Origin of the sequence: Bradyrhizobium sp. BR 10261, from assembly GCF_019455395.1 — a bacterium.
Taxonomy (GTDB): Bacteria; Pseudomonadota; Alphaproteobacteria; order Rhizobiales; family Xanthobacteraceae; genus Bradyrhizobium; species Bradyrhizobium manausense.
On the sequence record NZ_JACOFQ010000027.1, the window covers coordinates 32,966 to 52,300 of the forward strand.

Consider the following 19,335-nt stretch of genomic DNA (forward strand, 5'->3'; position numbering starts at 1 on the left):
TTGCTACGATGCTTCCCAATCAAGATGATCGGGAGCAACACCCATGAGCTCACTCGCCGGCAAGCAAGGTCCGCGCTATCGCCACACGGCTGACGACGGCGCGCCCTACGAAACCATCGCGGTCGAAAAGCTCACCCCCATCATCGGTGCGGAAATCTCCGGCGTCGACATCGGTCAGCTGGTCGAGGGCGATGCGCGCTCCAACAGGCAGATGGACGAGATCCGCCGCGCGCTGGCCGAAAACCTCGTGATCTTCTTCCGCGACCAGCACATCACGGCCAAGCAGCACCTCGCCTTCGGCCGCAAGTTCGGCGAGCTGCATTTTCATCCCGCAGCGCCTCACGAGGATGAAGATCCGGCCTTGATGAAGATCTACGCCGACAAGAACTCACCCCGCGCGAATGGCGAGGGCTGGCATTCCGACGTGTCCTGCGATCTCGAGCCGCCGATGGGCTCGATCCTCTACATCAAGCAGTGCCCGCCGCGCGGCGGCGACACGCTGTTCGCCAACATGTACGCCGCCTATGAGGCGCTGTCGGATCGCATGAAAGCCTATCTCGACGGCCTCACCGCGCTGCACGACGGCGAGCCGATCTATCGCGGGCTTTATGCGAATTACGGCGTCGCCGACCGCCCGTCCTATCCGCACGCCGAGCATCCGGTGGTGCGCACCCATCCGGTGACGGGCAGGAAGGCGCTGTATGTCAACCGCGGCTTCGTCAGGCACATCAACGGCATCCCGCGCGACGAGAGCGACGCGATGCTCGCCTATCTCTACCAGCACGCCGAGAACCCGCTGTTCCAGTGCCGCTTCCGCTGGACCGAGAACGCCATCGCGTTCTGGGACAACCGCTGCACCCAGCACCGCGCGATGTGGGACTACTGGCCGCACACGCGCTCGGGCACGCGCGTGACGGTGAAGGGAGAACGGCCGGTGTGACGATATCGTGGCGCATCACCGCCGCTATTGCCGTGTCGCTGATCCCGCTCTTGTCTCTGCCAGCTGAGCATGGCGAGGCGGCACCGGCCCGCAAGGTCGCGAGCGCGAAGCCCAAGCCTTCGCCCGCACTGGAAACATGCGATCCGCACAAATTCCGGATCATGCTCGATGTCGGACACACCTCCGAATCGCAAGGCGCCACCAGCGCGCGCAACGATGTCGAATTCGGCTTCAACCTGCAGCTGGCGAAGCTGATCGGCGAGAGATTGAAGTCGGCAAGCTTCGCCGCAACTCGCGTGCTGGTGACCGAAGGCCAGGCGAAAGCGAGCCTGCTCAAGCGCGTCGGAACCGCCAATGCTGCGCATGCGGATTTCTTCCTGTCGATCCATCATGATTCCGTGCCCGACAAGATGCTCGAGACGTGGGAATTCGACGGCGCCAAGAGCTATTTCAGCGATCGCTTCAGCGGTCATTCGCTGTTCGTGTCGGAGCGCAACCCGCATTTCTCCGCCAGCCTCGCCTTCGCCAAGCTGCTGGGCCGGGAGCTGAAGGACAAAGGCCTGCAATACGCCACCCAATACTCCCTGCCGCTGATGGGGCGCTACCGGCATCCGTTGCTGGACAAGGATGTCGGCGTCTACCGCTATGACGGCCTCGTCGTGCTCTCCAAGACCCGAAGCGCCGCGGTGCTGCTGGAAGCCGGCTCCATCATCAACCGCGACGAGGAGATGGCGATGAACTCGCCGGAGCGACGGGAGCTGATTGCAGCGGCTGTAACGCGGGCGATGCGAGCCTATTGCGAGAAGCGGTAGCTTGCTCCGCTGTTTCAACAACCGTCATTGCGAGCCAACGGGTCCGCGCGGACCCGTTGGCTCGCAATGACGAAAACCGCTACAGCGGCGCCCCGCGATATTCCCGGTTCGCCAGGCTCGCCTCCTCCAGATCCAGATCGCGTTCGATCCTGCGCCGCGTCTCGTCGGTGATCTGCCCGTCGCGCAGGAGATCATGGATGAACTTGCGCTCGGCCTCGATCAGCTCGCGGGTCAGCGCGGTGCCGGCGGCCGAGACGTCGTGATGGGCGGGATCGAGCGAGTCAGGCAGCTGGTTGACGCGGATCTCGTGGCGGGCGCGCAAGAGCCGCATCACCTCGTCCGAGACCTGTTTCTCCTCGGTCAGCGCATCCAGCGATTTCAATGCGGCGTCGAGCGCCTGGCGCCGCGCCGAGATCTCGGCCTCGTGCTCGGCGACATGCTCGATGCGGCCGGCTTGCGCGATGCCGAGCCAGCGCACCACCGGCGGCAGCGTCAGGCCGACGCCGATCAGCGTGATGAAGATGACGCCGAAGGCGACGAACAGGATCAGGTCGCGATAGGGGAAGGCGTTGCCGTCAGGCAGCGTGAACGGCAGCGCCAGGGCGGCCGCCAGCGACACCGCGCCGCGCACGCCGGTGAAGGCGAGCGCGAACGGCCATTGCCAGGGCGGCGACGGATCGCGTTTGCGCAGCGACTTGCTCAGCATCCGCGGCAGATAGGTCGCGGGATAGAGCCAGGCAAAGCGCGCCAGAACGATGACGAGCATGACCACTGCCGTCGCGATCATGATGTCGTCGAGCGGAAACGCCTTCGACTTCTCATAGAGCGCGCGCATCTGGAAGCCGGTGAGCAGGAACAGCAGGCCCTCGATCAGGTAGATGATGAGATCCCAGAAGAAGATGCCCTGCAGGCGCGTCGATGCCGAAATCAGCAGCGGTCCGTTCCAGCTGACATAAAGGCCGCAGGCGACGGTGGCGATCACGCCGGAGCCGCCGACATGCTCCGGCAGCCAATAGGAGACATAGGGTGTGATCAGCGACAGCGTCAGCTCGACCTGCGGATCGCAAGACCATTTGCGGAAGCGCAGCGACAGCCAGCCGACACCGATTCCGAACGCGATCTCGCCGGCGACGATGAGAGCAAATTCGCCCGCTGCCAGCGGCATCGAGAAATGCCCGACCATGATCGCGGCGAGCGCGAAGCGGTAGAGGATCAGCGCGGTCGCGTCGTTGGCGAGCCCTTCGCCCTCGAGGATGACAAGCAGCCGGCGCGGCATGTTGAGCCGCCGGGCGATCGCGAGCGGCGCCACCACGTCGGGCGGCGCAACGATGGCCCCGAGCAGAAAACCGATGCTCCAGGGCAGGCCGATCATGTAATGGGTGGCGGCCGCGACAAGCGCCGCCGTGAAGATCACGGCGCCGACCGCAAGCAGCACAATGGGGCGCAGATTGTTCCTGAACTCGCGCCAGCTCATGGCGACGCTCGCCGAATAGATCAGCGGCGGCAGCACCATCAGCAGCACCAGTTCCGGCGGCAGCTCGACCGGCGGCATCCCCGGCACGAAAGCCAGGCCGACGCCCGACAGCATCAGCAGGATGGCCGGCGCCAGGTTGAAGCGCCGGGCCACGAGCGCGGTGCCGGCCAGCACCGCGAGCAGGATCAGGAAGGTCTGGAATTTCGCCGCGATCATGACCTGTCTTGGCCCGGAAGCGGCCAAGAGGTCAATGTGGAGTGGTCAATGTGGGGTGGCTGCCAGGAGATCGTCCTTGCCGTAGGGGATCATGGCGGCCAGCTTTTCCTCGCCGCGATCAACCCGCGCCACACGCGCCGTCATTGCGAGCGAAGCGAAGCAATCCAGAATCGATCCGCGGAGAGATTCTGGATTGCTTCGTCGCAAGGGCTCCTCGCAATGAGGTGTGGCGAGAGTCTGGCTCGCAATGACGGAGAAATGCGGGACGAGCGTGCCCGATTTCAGGCCGCGGACCCTCACTCTCTCAGATCGTACCGATACGATTTCGACACGATCTGCCAGCCGTCGGCCAGCTTCATCGCCACCAGATAGTCCGTGAAGAAGCGTGGCGGCAGCTGGCATTTGACCTTGATGAAGGCGGTCTTGTCGTCCGAGCGGTCGATGGTGATGATGAAGTCCTCGCGCGGCTTGCCTTCCGCCTTGGCGGAGGGGCGCTTGCGCACCCAGGCGAGCCAGTCAGGCACGGTCAGGATCTTCAGCTCGCCCTTGTCCACCCAGCGCAGATCGGCTGAGGGGTGGAAGACCTCGCCGAGCTTGTCGGCATCTCCCTCGTAAAGCCCGTCAAAATAGGTTTGCACGACGGCTTCGACGCTCGACCGATTTTGGCTCATGGGGTCATCCCTTTGAATGATGGCTTGACGGGAAACTTAGTCGGACAGATCAAATTGCGCTATGGCTGTCTTCCGCCATTTGCGCGAGGGCATCATCATGACGGGCTCGCAACATCAGAACGCTCCGATCCTTGCCGGCGAATGCTATTGCCGCGCGGTCCGCTACGAAGTGGCGGACGCGTTCTCCTATGCGCTGAATTGTCACTGCTCGAACTGCCGTCGTACCACCGGTTCCGCCTTCAAGCCGTTTGCCGGCATCGAATATGGCCAGCTTCGCCTGGTCAGGGGCGAGGACAGCAAGGTCATCTACGGCGACGACATCACCCATGACGCACACTGTGCCCGCTGCGGCTCGCTGCTTTATTCCCGCGTACGCGACGGCAAATGGGCTCACGTCGCCATGGGAACCCTGGTCGATGCCCCCACGATCCGCCCCACTGCGCATATTTTCGTGGGTTCCAAGGCGCCGTGGCACGAGATCACGGACAATCTGCCGCAATATCGGGGGCACGTCGGGGATGGCTAGAGCGTTTTCGAGCGAAGTGGATACCGGTTCGCGTCAAGAAAACGCGTCAAAACTACATCCTAGAGCCCCGTTCCGATTCCATCGGAACGGGGCTCTAGCGAAAACGGGCCGAGGCGGCTGGCGGCGAACCGCCAACGCACTGGCGCGACTAACAAAAGGGGCTCCTTAGCCGGTTGCTCGCGCCGTCTTGGTGACCTCCATCACAAGCGCAGGCGGCGGATCTTGCTAAGGCTGTCCCCGAGGGTGTGAACTGCCCCGAAATTTTGGAAGTGGTCATGCGCAATTTGTTCAGGCTTAGCCCATTGCTCCTCACCGTCGCGCTGCTGTTTGGCGCCGATCCCGCCTTTGCCGGAAAGCGCGTCGCGCTGGTGCTGGCCAACTCGGCCTATCAGAACGCGCCTTCGCTCGCCAATCCCGTCAATGACGGTGCGGTGATGGCGAAGACGCTGAAGGAGGCCGGCTTCGATGTCGTCGATTCCCGCCACGACCTGACCGCGCTCGATACAAGGCGCGTGCTGCGCGACTTCGCCGATGCGACCCGCGATGCCGACATCGCCCTGGTCTACTATGCCGGCCACGGCATCGAGGTCGACGGCTCCAACTATCTGATCCCTGTCGATGCCAAGCTCGAGCGCGACACCGACGTCTATGACGAGGCGCTCTCGCTGGATCGCGTGCTGGTCGCGGTCGAGCCGGCCAAGCAGCTTCGCCTGGTGATCCTCGATGCCTGCCGCGACAATCCGTTCGGCAGGACCATGAAGCGCACTTTGGCCTCGCGCGGTATCGGCCGCGGTCTGGCCCAGGTCGAGCCGGCCAGCACCAACACGCTGATCGCCTATTCGGCCAAGGCCGGCTTCACCGCGCAGGATGGCGACGGCGCCAACAGCCCCTTCACCATCGCTTTGTCGAAGCATCTGACCACGCCGGGCCTCGACGTCCGCCGCGCCTTCGGCTTCGTGCGGGACGACGTGCTCAAGGCGACCGGCAACAAGCAGGAGCCGTTCGTCTACGGCTCGCTCGGCGGCGAGGATGTGCCGCTGGTGCCGGTCAAGGCCGCGCCGGCAGCAGCACCCGCGCCCGCGATCAATCCGCAGGCCGACATGCGCCGCGACTATGAGCTTGCGCTCCAGGTCGGCAACAGGGCGGCATGGGAAGCCTTCCTGGCCCAGCACCCGGACGGCTTCTACGCCAACCTTGCCAAGCTTCAGATCGACAAGATCCAGGCCGAGCAGGTTCATGCCGCCGCCATCGAGAAGGCCAGGCAGGCCGAGGCCGAGCGCGACCGTCTCGCTGCGATCGGCGCGCAGACGGATGCGCAAGCCAGGGCGGCGGCCGAGGCGAAGGCGGCCGAGCAGGCCCAGCTCGCCGCGCAGAAAGCGAAGGAGCAGGCGCAGCAGCAGGCCGCCGCTGCCGAGCAGCAGCGGGTCAATCTCGCGGCGGCGCCGAGCACTGCGCCGGCCGGCACCGCAAGCCCTGCCGGGACCAACGTCGCAGCGCTGACGCCGACTGCAACGCCTGTTGATCTCAATCGCTCGGTTCAGACCGAGCTCGGTCGCGTCGGCTGTTTCTCGGGACAGGCTGACGGCGTCTGGAACACGTCCTCGCAGCGGTCGCTGTCGCAGTTCAATCGCTATGCCGGCACCAAGCTCGACGTGAAGGTGGCGAGCACGGATGCGCTCGACACGGTCAAGTCAAGGCAGTCACGCGTCTGCCCGCTGGTCTGCGATCACGGCTTCAAGGCCGATGGCGACGTCTGCACCAAGATCGTCTGCGACGACGGCTACGTGCTGAATGACGACAATCGATGCGAGAAGCAGCGCGCCGCCAAGCCGGCCAAACCCGGAACTGACAAGCCTGCAACCGCCAAGCCCGCAACCTCCAAGCCCGCAACCGCCACGCGCGACGACAGCGATGACCGTGCCGCACGGCAGCGTCGTCAGTCGGGTAGCGCTGGGGCCGGAGCGCCGGGCGGCGCTGCCGTTGCGGCTGGCGCCGGTCGCGCCTCGGGCGGTGGCGGCCAGATTTTCTGCAACGATCTGCTATGCCGTCCTGTCAGGCGCGGTTGTCATCTTGAGTATCGCGGCGGTGGCGGCCCTCACAACGATGCCAATTACGAAGTCTGCAACTGAGAGCGTCGCTCGCAATATCGTCCTGGCGAAGCCGGGACAATATTGCGGGGATCATGTCGCGATCGCGCTCGCCGCGATGTTCACCGTCAGCGCCAGCAGGGCCGTGTTGTAGATGAACGATACGATGCCGTGTGCGGTGGCGGTGCGGCGGATGGTCTTGTCGGTGATGCCGACGTCGGAGACCTGCGCGGTCATGCCGATCACGAACGAGAAATAGACGAAGTCCCAATAGTCGGCGTGGTCTTCGGTGTCGCCGCTCGGAAACTGCAAGCCGCCCGGCGGGTGACGATAATAGTCATGGGCGTAATGCAGCGCGAAGGTCGTGTGCACGGCGGCCCAGGATAGCGCGATGGTGCTGATCGCAACGGTCAGCTCCATGGCGCCGCGGTGCGGCGTCCCGAGCTCATAGACGATCGCGGCAATGCTGGCGAACGCGCCGGTCGCCGTCACCAGCAGGATCACGAAACGGCCGTCGTCCTGCATCGCAGCCGCACGGCGGATGTGCTGGTGGTCGTTGCACAGCATCATCGTATAGACCAGCACGAGATAGACCGCGATCAGCGCATCCCAGCCGAACAGCAGTCGCGTCGCCAGCCGGTACGAACCGGGAAGCAGCAGGCACACAAGGATGCCGACGGCAAGCGAGATGAAGGTCCGCGGCCGCGCATAGACCAGCCGCATCGGCCGCGACATCCGGCGGAAGCGGGCGAGGGCGGGATCTTCTTTGTCATTGGCCATGATGGCGACGCTTCCCTCGCTATTGCCGCAGCGGCGGTCTGCTCCCTCCCCCGCTTGCGGGGGAGGGTTGGGGAGAGGGTGTCTCCACCCTCAGGAATCCCCAAGAGGAGAGAGCCCTCACCCGGATCGCTGTCGCGATCCGACCTCTCCCGCAAGCGGGAGAGGTGAGGAGCCTGGGGTTACTAGTTCTTCCGCTCGGCCACGAAGTGCGCGGCGGCTTGCAGCACGGCGGCGCGGTCGCCGAAAATCGAGATGGCGCTGTCGGCGCGCGCCAAGAGATCGCGCACGCGCTGCTTGGCGCCGTCGATGCCGAGCTGGGTCACGAAGGTGGTCTTGCCGAGCGCGGCATCGGCGCCGGCGGGTTTGCCGAGGGCAGCCGCGTCGCCCTCGACGTCGAGCAGGTCGTCGGCGATCTGGAAGGCTTCACCGAGCGCGCGGCCATAATCGTCGAGCGCCTGATATTCCTTCTGCGAGGCCTGGCCGAGGATCGCGCCGGCGATGCAGCCATAGCGCAGCAGCGCACCGGTCTTCATCTGCTGAATGCGGGCAACATCGATCGGCTCATGGCCGCCGAAGCGGCCTTCGCCGGCGAGATCGAGAATCTGGCCGCCGACCATGCCGCCGATGCCGGCGCAGCGCGCCAGCGCGCGCGTCAACAGCAGTCGTACATTGGCGTCGCGATGCACCTCGTCGCGGGTGACGATGTCGAAAGCGATCGTCAAAAGGCCGTCGCCGGCGAGGATCGCGGTCGCATCGTCGGTCTGCTTGTGCAGGGTGGGGCGGCCGCGGCGCAGGTCCGAATTGTCCATCGCCGGCAGATCGTCATGGATCAGCGAATAGCAGTGGATGCATTCGAGCGCGGCGCCGACGAGCAGCGCGGCCTCGCGGGGAACACCGAACACGGCCGCACTCTCGACCACCAGGAACGGCCGCAACCGCTTGCCGCCATTCAGGCTCGAATAGCGCATCGCGTCCATCAGCCGCTTGGGGCGGGCGATCTCATCGGGCAGGATGTCGTCCGACAGCAAACGCCCGAGCAAGGCTTCGGTGTCATCAGCGGTCTTGTCCAGACGTTTGGCGAAATCGGACGGGGACGTGCCGGTCATCAAGAAAGGCTCCAGAACTAAAATTCGGCGGGACAATCCTTTATGCGCCCGCCCCAGTCAATCGTTTGCAAGGCCTAAAAAGTGCTGGAAAAGGCCCGAATTATCACAGACTTAATGCGGCCATCCGTGGCCGCGTTTGGTTTCGCGCCGGAAAGGTCGATTTGCGCATCGTCAAAATCCTGCTGGTAGCGCTCGCGATCGTGGCTCTCGTGCCCTATGTGGTCGCGCCGTTCTACCGCACCGGCCGCCCGGTTTCGACCCTGATGGCCTGGCGCTCGCTGACGGCCGCGCCGATGCACCGGGAATGGATCGACCTGGCCGAGATGTCGCCTTACCTGCCGCGCTCGGTGGTGGCGGCCGAGGACGCCCATTTCTGCCGGCATCACGGCATCGATTGGGGCGCGCTGCGCGAGGCGATCAACGACGCGCAGGAGGACGGCACCGCGTTCCGCGGCGCCTCCACCATCACCCAGCAGGTGGCGAAAAACCTGTTCCTCTGGCAGGGGCGGGATTTCGTCCGCAAGGCGCTGGAATTTCCGCTGGCGCTCTGGATCGATCTCGTCCTGCCCAAGCAGCGGATCCTTGAAATCTACCTCAACGTCGCCGAGCTCGGGCCCCAGGGCCAGTTCGGGGCGGAGGCCGGCAGCACCTATGCCTTCGGCAAGTCGGCCGCCAATCTCTCCCCCCGGGAGGCGGCCCTTCTGGCCGCGATCCTGCCGAATCCGGTCAAACGCAGCGCCAGGGTCCCGGGACCGGGGGTGAGGCGGCTGGCCGGGACCTACGTGGCAAGGGCGCAGGCCACTTCGCTTTTGACCTGCTGGCGGGAAAATCGCTGATTTCGGGCCCTTTTCGTACCGTTTTTCCGCTCCAGAACCCTAGCTTTACGACCAGCCTTCCTCTATAAGCCCGGCCTTGATCGGCATTCAGCTCGCCTCGTATTGCGGGTGCTGAGCCGTCCCTGGCGGACGATGCCCGGATGAACACCAATCCCTAGAGGATATCGAAATGGCCGTTCCGAGACGTAAAACTTCGCCGTCGCGCCGTGGCATGCGCCGCTCGGCAGACGCCATCAAGAAGCCCACCTATGTGGAAGACAAGGACTCAGGCGAGCTCCGTCGTCCGCACCATCTCGACCTCAAGACCGGCATGTACAAGGGCCGTCAGGTCCTGAAGAAGAAAGAGTCCTGAGCTTAAGGACTCTTCTCCAGGCGGGCATTGCGCCCGCCTGATTGCCAACCCATGAGATATGACGGTGACGGCGGCGGAGCGAATGCTTCGCCGCTGCATTGTTCTGTCTGGACATCTTGATCGAGAAGGCGCTTTGCCGATGGTCGGTTTCCCGCTGCTTCTGATTCCGCTCGCGGTCTACAACATCATCGCCTTCCTGATGCCCAGCGTGTCCTTCTCGGACGTGCTGTTCAAGGTGCCGATGATCACGGGCGAGACCTGGCCGGTCACGCTCTCTGATCTGCTGCTGGCGCTCGGCGTGCTGCTGTTGCTGCTCGAAGTGGTCAAGGGCGCGCGGCCCGGCGCGAAATTCCTGATGGATCATCTGCTGTCGCTGATCATCTTCGGCGCGGCTGCGGCCGAATTCGTGATGTGGCCCAAATTCGGCAACTCGACCTATTTTCTTCTGGTGCTGCTTTCGATGGCCGATTTCCTCGGCGGCATCGCGCAACGCGCACGCCGCCGCATTGCCTATGTCGCCACGGAGACGGTGACAGTGCCGCGCAAGTCGAAGCGCCAGGCCGAGGCGCCGTCGCCGGCGTCAACCTTCGAGCCGAAGCTCGATCCTGTGCCTGCACCGCCACCTGAGCGGCCCGCCCCCTCGGCGCAATCGGTGGCCGAATCCGTCTTGATGGATCACCCCGCGCCGAAGCCGGGCATCACACCGTCGCCGGAAATTCCCTCGCCGCATTTGCAGCCGGGCAACGGCACACCGTCCTCGCCCGAAGAGCCGCGCTGATTGAGCGCCTAAGCCTCCACATCGTCATGGCCGGGCTTGTCCCGGCCATCCACGCCTCGCCGCGCGGAAACGAAGTTCGTGGATGCCCGGGCCTTCGCGCCGAAGCGGCTTCGGCCGCGCAGGCGGGACAAGCCCGGGCATGACAAATCTGTCGATGCATTGAGCGTGAGGCGACAATCGTCCTGTGGGCGTTAAGCCACCTGCCGCGTGCGCGAGCTCACGCTGGGAAGCGGGCGCTTGCCACCATAGGCCGTGCGGGCGTCCTCGGACGAGCCGCGGCGCAGACGGCTCGCCTGGGGCAGGTGCTCGGCATTGGCGATCAGCTGGGTGACGAAGCTCGGATCGGGGCGCGTCAGCGGCACCTTGCGGACCAGCTGTAAAACCGGCGCAAGCGGGACCAGCGCGGTACTCGCTTCCCGCGTTGTTTGTTCGATCTGATCCGCATTCACCATCGCAACACCGCTGATCCTGATGAACTGGCGCGTTTTGGGACGCTGGCGTCGGTGCATGTGATGGTCTCGCAAGGCCTATGCCGTTCGAACCTACTCCGTTCCGCGCGGTTCGGGAACGTGGTTTCCAAATTGTTTATGAACTTTGCCTAGGGTCGGAGACGATTCTGGCCCTATTCTGTGCCGGCTCAGGACTCCCCCGCTGTCCCGAAACGAGGCGCTTTTGACCCCAGCATTGCCGCAAGCCTCCGAAATCCTCGCCGCCCTCGGCGAGGCCCTGTTCGTCTGGGATCTCGCCAGCGACGCGATCGTCTGGGGCGAGCAGGCCGGCGCCATCTTCCCCGGCATTCCGGCCGAGCGGCTTGCCACCGGGGCCGAGTTCGCCAAGCTGATCGAGCCCGCGCAAGGCTTGCGCAGCGCCGCGCTGGCGCAGACCTCCGCCGTGCACGGCGCCGACGGCACGCCCTACCGGGTCGAATATGGCGTGCGCATGAGCGCCTCCGATCCCGTGGTCTGGATCGAGGAGACCGGCCGCTGGTTTGCCGCCTCTGACGGTCGCCCCACGCGCGCGATCGGCTCTATCAGGATCAATAATGAACGGCATGCCCGCGACGAGGAATTGACCAGGCTTGCGCGGCTCGATCCGCTGACGGGCGAGCTCAACCGCTCGCACCTGATCGCGGCGCTGGCCGAAGCGATCGAGGAGACGAGCCGCTTCCGCTCGACCGCGGCTTTCATGCTGGTCGGCATCGATCATCTGGCCCGCGTCAACGACGCCTTCGGTTTCGACGTGGCCGATGCCGTGATCCTCGACGTCGCCAAGCGGATTCGCGTGCGCTTGCGCGGCGGCGACGTGCTCGGCCGCTTCTCGGGCAACAAGTTCGGCCTGATCCTGAAGAACTGCACCGTCGACGACATGAACGTCGCCGCCGAGCGCTTCCTCGCCGGTGTCCGCGACGAGGTGGTGCCGACCAAGTCGGGGCCGGTGTCTGTCACGGTCTCGATCGGCGCCGTCAGCCTGCCGCGCTATGCCCGCAACACCGACGAGGCGATCAATCGAGCCCATGAGACGCTCGACGCCGCCAAGCGCCGCCGTGCCGGTGCGTTCGCCGCCTGGCGCCCGGATGCGACCCGTGATGCTCAGCGCCGCGTCAACATCCGCGTCACCGACGAGATCGTCACCGCGCTGAACGAGCGCCGCATCAGGCTCGCTTACGAGCCGGTGGTGTCGGCCGCCACGCGCGAGGGCGCGTTCCACGAATGCCTGGTGCGGATGGACCAGGGCGACGGCCAAGTGCTGCTCGCACCCGACATCGTGCCGGTCGCCGAACGGCTCGGCCTGATCCGCCTGGTCGATCACCGCGTGCTCGAGCTCGTGGTCGCCGAGCTCGCGGCCGCGCCCGATGTCAGGCTCAGCCTCAACATCTCGCCCGATACCACGATGGATCCCGACTGGTGGGCCGGAATCGAATCGCTGATGCGCGCCCATCCCGGCGTTGCCGAGCGGCTGATCGTGGAGATCACCGAGACGGTCGCGATCCAGGACATCGATGACGTCCGCGCCTTCGTCAGCCGGCTCAAGAATTTCGGCAGCCGCATCGCTATCGACGATTTTGGCGCCGGCTACACCTCGTTCCGAAACCTGCGCAAGCTCGGCGTGGACATCGTCAAGATCGACGGCGCCTTCGTGCAGAACATCATCCGTTCCGCCGACGACCGTGCCTTCGTCCAGACCCTGATCGACCTCGCCCGCCGCCTCGACATCAAGACCGTCGCCGAATGGGTGCAGGACGAAGAGGCCGCCACCATGCTGCGCGACTGGGGCTGCGACTACATCCAGGGCCGCCTGATCGGCCTCGCCTCAGCCGACCGGCCGTGGTGTCAGCCGCCGAACGACGCGCTGCCGGCGGTAAGCTGAGGTGCCGTAGGGTGGGCAAAGGCGCACTTGCGCCGTGCCCACCACCTCGCGCCGAATCCAACGAATTTCTCCTGTGAAATCAACACCCGTTCTACTGTGCATGGGGTTGTTTTCGAAACTTGACGAGACGGGACCGAGTTCACGCCACGCGGCGAACCGCGTTCAGCGTCTCGATGGTCAGCCCGACCTCCGCCGCGGGACACGGCTTGCCGAAATAATAGCCCTGCACGGCGGTGCAGCCGCATTCGCGCACGAAGTCGAGCTGCTCGATCGTCTCGACGCCCTCCGCCGTGGTCTCGACGCCGAGCACCGAGCCGAGGCTCGCGATGGTGCGGACGATCGCGACGCTCTCCGGGCTTTCGCCGAGCGTGCCGACGAAGGAGCGGTCGATCTTGATGCGGTCGAACGGGAACTTGCGCAAATAGCTCAGCGAGGAATAGCCGACGCCGAAATCATCCAGGCTGACGCGCACGCCGAGCGCGCGAAGCTGATGCAGCATCTCGATCGTCGCTTCGCTGTCGTCGAGCAGCGCCGTCTCGGTGACCTCGAGCTCGAGCCGCTGCGGCGGCAGCCCGGCTTCCGCCAGCGCGTTCGTCACCATCGCCACCAGTCCACGCGAGTGGAATTGCACGGGCGACAGGTTCACCGCGACGATGACCTCAGGCCATGAGGCGGCCGTAGCGCAGGCGGTGCGCAGCACCCATTCGCCGATAGGAACGATCAGCCCGTTCTCCTCGGCGATCGGAATGAACTCGGCCAGCGAGACCAGGCCGCGGGAGGGATGCTTCCAGCGCAGCAGCGCCTCGAAGCCGGTCAGCTCGCTGCTGTCGAGCCGCACCTGCGGCTGGAACACCAGATGGAATTGGTTATCTTCCAGCGCGCCGCGCAGATCGTGCTCGAGCGCGTGGCGGCTGCGCGCCTCCTCTTCCATCCGCGGCTCGAACAACTGATAGGCGCCGCGCCCTTTGGCCTTGGCCTGGTACAGCGCAAGATCGGCGCATTTCATCAGCTCGTCGGCATCGAGCCCGTGGTCGGGCGCGATCGCGATGCCGACGGAGACGCCGACATGGATCGACTGGCTTTCCAGCGGCGGCGGGTGGCCGATGATCTCGATCAGGCGCCGCGCCAGCCGCTCGGCCGATTGCGGCTGCGGTCCGCGCTGGAGCACGGCGAACTCGTCGCCGCCGAGGCGGGCGACGGTGTCATGCTCGCCGACATTCTCCTTCAGCCGCGCCGCGACCCAGCGCAGCAGCCGGTCGCCGGCAGCGTGGCCGAGCCGGTCGTTGACGGTCTTGAAATTGTCGAGGTCGAAGCACAGCACGGCCGTGGACCCGCCGGCGATCGCGACCTGGTTCAGTCCCTCGCCCATCTTCTCGCGGAACAGCGTGCGGTTGGGCAGATCCGTCAGGGAATCGTGCCGCGCCATATGCGCGACGCGGGCCTCGGCCTTGTGGCGCTCGGTGATGTCCTCGTAGGTGACGACCCAGCCGCCATGCTCCATCCGCTTGTGGTTGAGCTTGATGATGCGGCCGTCGCTCAAATGGCGGTGCAGCGTGTGTTCGCCCTCGCGCAGCCGCTCGACATAGTCGGCATAGAGCTTGGCGGCGGTCGTGTTCGGATGGATGCCGAGATCGCAGCTGTGCTCCATGATCTCGCGCATCGAGACGCCGGGCTTCACGATGTCGGACGACAGGCCGTACATCTCGGTGTAGCGGCGGTTGCAGACGATCACGTGCAGGCTGGCATCGAGCATGCACAGGCCCTGGCCCATGTTGTTCAGCGCGGCGTCGAAGCGGCGGTACTGCTCGCTCAGCTCCTCGACCGCGCGCTCGCGCTCGGTGATGTCCTCATAGGTCGCGACGAATCCGCCTTCGGGCAGCGCGCAATAGCGCACCGAGATGATCGTGTCGTTGGTCATGCGCCGGCGCATCGGCGAGGAATCGTTATTCTCGATCCGCTCGCGCGCGGCTTCAAGGATCTGCTGCGGGCTGTATTCGGATGAAAAGGCGCCGTTCGCCATCGATCGTTCGATCAGCTCGGACAGGTGGGTACCCGGTTTGCTCTCCTCCGGCGACAGCCGGTAGATCTTCTGATAGGTGGAGTTGCAGATACGCAGGCGCATGTCGCTGTCGTAGAACGCGAGCCCATGCGCCATGTTCTCGAGCGCGGCATCCAGCATGAGGTTCTGCTGCTTCAGGGTCTCCTCGGATTGCAGCCGCTCGTTAACATCCTCATGCAGCGTCACCCAACCGCCGTCGGGCATGAACCGCGATACGGCCTGGATCTTCCGGCCGTCGTAGCGCGTCACCAAAACGGATTTGGGATTCCGGGTCAGGACATCGTTGATCCGGGCATTGCGGAATTCGTCTCCCGGCATGTCCGTTCGGTTGCCGCGGGCGAGCCAAAGGTCGATCGACTCGCTGTGCGTAATACCCGGTTTCAGGATGTTGGGATCGAGGTCGTAGAGGTGCAGGAAACGTTCGTTGCAGACGACGAGGCGGCTATCGGCGTCAAACATGATGAGGCCGTGAGACATGTTCGCGAGCGCGTGCTGGCTGCGCTCGGTCTGAAGCCGTAACTCGGCTTCTAGGCGGGCGAGGCGGCTGACGTCGTCGCAAATCGTCATCCAGCCGCCAGCGGGAAGCGGCTTCAGCTCGAGCGTGATGACAAGGCCGCTTGCGAGCGTCTGCCGGGTCTGGAACGGCTTGCCGGCCGCAATCAACGCGATCCGCGTAGCGTAGAGCGCGTCGAGCTCGCTCGCCGGGATATTGCCGCGCGCTGCGCTGTGGGCGAGCACGTCGCGGTAGCACGTTCCAGGCCGGACGATGTCGGGCGACAAATCGAACAGCTCGTTGTACCGGCGGTTGACCAGGACGATCCGGTTGTCCGCGTCGTAGACGCAGACGCCCTGTTCCATGCCGTCGAGCGCAAGCTGACTCAGCGACAGCAGGGCCTCTTGGCCTTGCTCGCGGCGCGCACCGAGCTCGTTGTCGCAGGTCGACATCATGGGATCAGCGGATCTCGGTGGCAATAAACTTAACACAGCGTAATTCAGCCACTAAGCGTAGCGAAGAGGCGGGAAAATTCCCTTAAGCGCCGTAGTTTACGGAGGGTGTCTACTGATGCTGAAAGTGTTGATCCCAGACCGCACGACAATTCGCGCTGTCGTAAGCGCGTGTCGCACCTACGGCCCGTACAGCACGAGTTCCGTATCGGTGAGATCGGCCAGTCGCGGGCGACGCGGGCCCTTGAAATATTTGCGGCCGCGCTGCTCGGTATAGATGCCGACAAGGCCGGGAATGGGCTCGTTGGAATCGACGAGCACTGAGATCTTGCCGAGCCGCAGCAGCAGCCGGCCGATGCGACCGGCGCAGGTGGCGTATTCGGCGGCGCCGCGGCAGTAGATCAGCTGCATCACCGGCGGTGCGATGAAACCGCGGCGGATGCGCACCGGTTGCAGGATGAAGGGGAATACGCCCTTCGGCGTGCGGCAGACCAGGCTGAGGCAATTGTAGCGCGCATGCCGTGTCAGGAGCTCGGTCTCGGCTTCGGAAAGCCCCTCGATCGTCTTGGCGTGCTGCGAGATGACCTCGATCTTGCTCCGGCGCGGCGCGCGCGACAGTGCCGGAACCGAGACGAACAGACCGCGGCAATAGGCTCTGAAGCCCTGCGTCTCGACGATCGGCCAGGTCCACGATGCCGGGCTGATGTTGAGATAGGTCACGTGCTTGTGCCGCTGCGCGATCTTGGTCAGCAGCGGCGCGTAGTTGCGATAGGCTGGTTCGACATACCAGCTCGACAGGTTGCACTGGATGGCGGTCTCCTCGCCCTCCTTGCGCGCGGTATAGATCAGCAGCAGCACGCCGACCGGCTCGCCGTCATTGTCGAGCATGTAGCCGAAGCGCGGATAGCCGTCCGGCACCGGCCGGAAGGCTTGCCGGCGCAGGCCCTGGATCCAGTAGTTGCGCGAGCGGCCGACGAAGCCGCGCGTCAGCAAGTCCGCGATGCCTTCGACATCGGACTCGGTGATCTCGCGACATCGGACCTTGGTATGGATCACGCTCGTCTTGCCCGTAGAAATAGGAAGCCTCTTTTTTTAGCGCCAACCTTCGCCGTGGGCGTCGGCCGCGATTTGCGGCTGGATATCCAGCATCTCCCGCACCTTGGCGGGCCAGGCGGAAAGATCGGTGCCGTGGGTGTGGAACATGGCGACGGCGAGACGATCCATGCCGAAGGCGACGCAGCCGGTGTGGGCAGGCTCGCCGTTGGTGTCCTGGATGCCCCAGGTGGTGCCGAAATGTTCGCGGTGATAGTTGAAGCTCATGCAGGCGGTCGGCTGCTCCTCCGAGCGCAGCGGGATCAGGAGCTCGAATTTGAGCTGCTGCTGCTTCTGGCTGACCGCCTTCATCTGGCCGACGCGGCCGAAGAAGGGATCGCTGGCATAGTCGACGCGGAAAGAAAGGCCGAGATCGGTCGCGATCTTCTGCGCGCGCACCATCCAGCGCTCGCGGAAATCGGCGACGTCATCGGGCGTGCCGATGCAGACATATTCGCGCATCCGGAACGATTGCAGCCGGTCGAGATGCTTCGATGGCTCGCGACGGAAGCAATCGGCTGCGACGTCGAAGCGTAGGCCACCCCTGGGCAGGGGTCCGCGGCTCGCCGCGATCGGATAGACCGGATAGCAGGCGGCCGGCGAGAGCACGAGGTCCGCGGGCGAGAGCGACGAAGTCCAATCGCCGCCGGCGTCGAAGCGGCTCACCGCGGCGTTGATCTCGCGTTCGGTGCCGTGCAGACCGCAGACGCAGCCAAGCAAGTTCGGAAAGCTCTTGAGGTAGCCGGATTTCTCGAGCTGGGCGCGGCTCATCACCGGCGGAAAGCGCATCACCTCGGTGCTGGCTTCGCGATGGCTGGTGATCAGCGCGGCGAGCTTCTCGACGACGCCCTCATAGAGCGCGGTGCGCGCATAGACGCCGTCCGCGCCCATGCGGTGGAACAGCTTGTCGGCGAGATGATCGAGCGGATCCGCGATGTCAGGCGCGGTCTCGGGCGAATCGGGGAAGACGGCAATGTTCATGGTCCGATGTCCTGTTATCTCAAATTTCTCGTTGAATTAGTCACGAAGGCTCGCCGGCACGCCGCTCATCAGCGTCGAGGTGGCGGCATTGGCCAGGATGCGGTCGTTGTTGATCATGATGGGTGACGACAGGACGTCGCGCAGGTGGCGGCCCATGGTAAACTCGCCGTCATTGCGGTAACCGGCGAGGCCTGCGGTACGCATCGCATGCATCACGGTCTCGACCGCGAGCTCGGAGGCCTGCACCTTCAGCAGCGTGATCGAGGACTGAAAGTCGAGCGAGCCGAGCGCGCGCTCGTCATGCTCGGCGCGGGCAAAAGCATCGAGATTGGCAGCGATCAAAGCACGCAGCTTGGCCAGCGACATCTTTGCGGCAGTGAAGTGCGCGGCGGCCGGCGGCATCTGGCCACCTGAAGAGCGGGCGGCCTTGCGGACGAAAGCCTGCGCGCGCGTGACCGAGGCAGCTGCAATGCCGGCCCAGGTCGACGACCAGCACAGATGTGCAAACGGCGTCATGGTCTGGGCGTGGATCTTGTCATAGGCTTCCGGGAAGACGCGATCGGCAGGACAGTCGACCTTGAGCTCGAAGCCGGTCGAGCAGGTGCCGCGCATGCCCAGCGTTTCCCAGCCCTGCGTCTGCTTCAGCGAATAGTCATCCTTGGCGAGTGCCAGCAGCACCTGGTCGGAAGCAGCCGCATCGGTGGCCCGCCGGGCGATGGTGACGAGGCCGTCGGCCTGTGCGCCGTAGGAGATCACGGTGGCATCGCGCACCAGCGACACAGTGTCGCCGGCGTGATCGACCGCGGCCGCACTGGCGCGAATGTTGCCGCCGTTCTGGCCTTCGGTGGTGGAAGAGGCGAGCAGCCATTGGTCGCGGGCGACCCGGCGCATCATGGTTTCCATCCAGGGGATACCATGGCCATGCCTGATGATGCAGGCGACCTTGGTCTGATGCATCGCGTAGATCATCGCGGTCGAGGCGCAGGCGCGCCCGAGCGTGTAGCAGATGTCGGTGACGTCATGGATCGAGGCGCCGAAGCCGCCGAACTCGACCGGGATCATGACGCCGAGCAGTTTTTGCTCACGCGCGGTATCGAATGCCTTGTGCGGGAAGCTGGCGTCTCGGTCGACGCCGTCGGCCTCGGCCGCAGCCACGCTGGCGGTGCGCGCTGCGCGCTCGATCAGGGAAGGGCCATGCTCGAAAAGGCTCGGCCGCGTTTCGTCGAAAGTCTGGACCGCTTCACGCACGTTCATACTCGTCCGCCTCCGCTTCGTCGTTCGGGATCGCCGGCATCATTCGCGATGTCGCTGAA

General features: G+C 65.0%; 17 protein-coding genes. 8 read left to right on the forward strand and 9 right to left on the reverse strand.

Annotated features, from left to right (window positions below; genetic code table 11):
- The first annotated feature begins 43 nt into the window (after positions 1-43).
- Together HYH07_RS27300 and HYH07_RS27305 are read left to right on the forward strand one after the other, a co-directional pair.
- Positions 44-940, forward strand: coding sequence for a TauD/TfdA family dioxygenase (locus HYH07_RS27300; protein ID WP_220005388.1), 897 nt, complete (start codon positions 44-46; stop codon positions 938-940).
- Positions 937-1,752: an N-acetylmuramoyl-L-alanine amidase gene (locus HYH07_RS27305; RefSeq protein ID WP_312016695.1), complete on the forward strand. Its 816-nt coding sequence runs from the start codon at positions 937-939 to the stop codon at positions 1,750-1,752. Before HYH07_RS27300 ends, HYH07_RS27305 begins: the two co-directional genes overlap by 4 nt.
- A gap of 79 nt (positions 1,753-1,831) precedes the next feature.
- Here the strand turns inward: HYH07_RS27305 and HYH07_RS27310 are convergent, their stop codons facing one another.
- Both HYH07_RS27310 and HYH07_RS27315 read right to left on the reverse strand, forming a co-directional pair.
- Positions 1,832-3,442, reverse strand: a complete 1,611-nt coding sequence (locus HYH07_RS27310) for a Na+/H+ antiporter (RefSeq protein ID WP_228749795.1) — start codon at positions 3,440-3,442, stop codon at positions 1,832-1,834.
- A 296-nt stretch (positions 3,443-3,738) separates the two neighbouring features.
- Positions 3,739-4,113, reverse strand: a complete 375-nt coding sequence (locus HYH07_RS27315) for a nuclear transport factor 2 family protein (protein ID WP_057749970.1) — start codon at positions 4,111-4,113, stop codon at positions 3,739-3,741.
- A gap of 97 nt (positions 4,114-4,210) precedes the next feature.
- Between HYH07_RS27315 and HYH07_RS27320 the strand changes: the two genes are divergently transcribed.
- Together HYH07_RS27320 and HYH07_RS27325 are read left to right on the forward strand one after the other, a co-directional pair.
- Positions 4,211-4,639, forward strand: coding sequence for a GFA family protein (locus HYH07_RS27320; protein ID WP_220005436.1), 429 nt, complete (start codon positions 4,211-4,213; stop codon positions 4,637-4,639).
- A 275-nt stretch (positions 4,640-4,914) separates the two neighbouring features.
- Positions 4,915-6,768, forward strand: a complete 1,854-nt coding sequence (locus HYH07_RS27325) for a caspase family protein (RefSeq protein WP_220005389.1) — start codon at positions 4,915-4,917, stop codon at positions 6,766-6,768.
- Positions 6,769-6,819: 51 nt separating this feature from the next.
- Here HYH07_RS27325 and HYH07_RS27330 read toward each other — a convergent pair whose 3' ends face one another.
- Both HYH07_RS27330 and HYH07_RS27335 read right to left on the reverse strand, forming a co-directional pair.
- Positions 6,820-7,506 carry a DUF1345 domain-containing protein gene (locus HYH07_RS27330; RefSeq protein WP_220005390.1) on the reverse strand — a complete coding sequence of 229 codons (687 nt, stop codon included), beginning with the start codon at positions 7,504-7,506 and terminating at the stop codon, positions 6,820-6,822.
- 182 nt (positions 7,507-7,688) lie between these two features.
- The gene (locus tag HYH07_RS27335) at positions 7,689-8,612 is read right to left on the reverse strand and encodes a polyprenyl synthetase family protein (RefSeq protein WP_220005391.1); all 924 of its coding nucleotides are present in this window, start codon (positions 8,610-8,612) and stop codon (positions 7,689-7,691) included.
- A 161-nt stretch (positions 8,613-8,773) separates the two neighbouring features.
- Between HYH07_RS27335 and mtgA the strand changes: the two genes are divergently transcribed.
- The 3 genes from mtgA to HYH07_RS27350 all read left to right on the forward strand — a co-directional run bounded on the left by mtgA (position 8,774) and on the right by HYH07_RS27350 (position 10,578).
- Entirely contained in the window at positions 8,774-9,448 is a 675-nt protein-coding gene (mtgA, locus tag HYH07_RS27340) for a monofunctional biosynthetic peptidoglycan transglycosylase (RefSeq protein WP_220005392.1), read from the forward strand.
- A gap of 169 nt (positions 9,449-9,617) precedes the next feature.
- Positions 9,618-9,800 carry a 50S ribosomal protein L32 gene (rpmF, locus tag HYH07_RS27345; protein WP_007598106.1) on the forward strand — a complete coding sequence of 61 codons (183 nt, stop codon included), beginning with the start codon at positions 9,618-9,620 and terminating at the stop codon, positions 9,798-9,800.
- A 139-nt stretch (positions 9,801-9,939) separates the two neighbouring features.
- The gene (locus HYH07_RS27350) at positions 9,940-10,578 is read left to right on the forward strand and encodes a hypothetical protein (protein WP_220005393.1); all 639 of its coding nucleotides are present in this window, start codon (positions 9,940-9,942) and stop codon (positions 10,576-10,578) included.
- A 191-nt stretch (positions 10,579-10,769) separates the two neighbouring features.
- Here the strand turns inward: HYH07_RS27350 and HYH07_RS27355 are convergent, their stop codons facing one another.
- Positions 10,770-11,030 carry a hypothetical protein gene (locus HYH07_RS27355; RefSeq protein WP_220005437.1) on the reverse strand — a complete coding sequence of 87 codons (261 nt, stop codon included), beginning with the start codon at positions 11,028-11,030 and terminating at the stop codon, positions 10,770-10,772.
- Positions 11,031-11,250: 220 nt separating this feature from the next.
- Between HYH07_RS27355 and HYH07_RS27360 the strand changes: the two genes are divergently transcribed.
- Positions 11,251-12,945: a bifunctional diguanylate cyclase/phosphodiesterase gene (locus HYH07_RS27360; RefSeq protein ID WP_220005394.1), complete on the forward strand. Its 1,695-nt coding sequence runs from the start codon at positions 11,251-11,253 to the stop codon at positions 12,943-12,945.
- A 139-nt stretch (positions 12,946-13,084) separates the two neighbouring features.
- Here the strand turns inward: HYH07_RS27360 and HYH07_RS27365 are convergent, their stop codons facing one another.
- The 4 genes from HYH07_RS27365 to HYH07_RS27380 all read right to left on the reverse strand — a co-directional run bounded on the left by HYH07_RS27365 (position 13,085) and on the right by HYH07_RS27380 (position 19,276).
- Entirely contained in the window at positions 13,085-15,952 is a 2,868-nt protein-coding gene (locus HYH07_RS27365) for a PAS-domain containing protein (protein WP_220005395.1), read from the reverse strand.
- Between the two features lie 177 nt (positions 15,953-16,129).
- Positions 16,130-17,005, reverse strand: coding sequence for an acyl-CoA acyltransferase (locus HYH07_RS27370; protein WP_220005396.1), 876 nt, complete (start codon positions 17,003-17,005; stop codon positions 16,130-16,132).
- Positions 17,006-17,041: 36 nt separating this feature from the next.
- Positions 17,042-18,022 (reverse strand): amino acid--[acyl-carrier-protein] ligase, encoded by a 981-nt coding sequence (locus tag HYH07_RS27375; RefSeq protein ID WP_220005397.1) that lies wholly within the window; start codon positions 18,020-18,022, stop codon positions 17,042-17,044.
- Positions 18,023-18,058: 36 nt separating this feature from the next.
- Positions 18,059-19,276 carry an acyl-CoA dehydrogenase family protein gene (locus HYH07_RS27380; RefSeq protein ID WP_057749948.1) on the reverse strand — a complete coding sequence of 406 codons (1,218 nt, stop codon included), beginning with the start codon at positions 19,274-19,276 and terminating at the stop codon, positions 18,059-18,061.
- Positions 19,277-19,335: the final 59 nt, after the last annotated feature.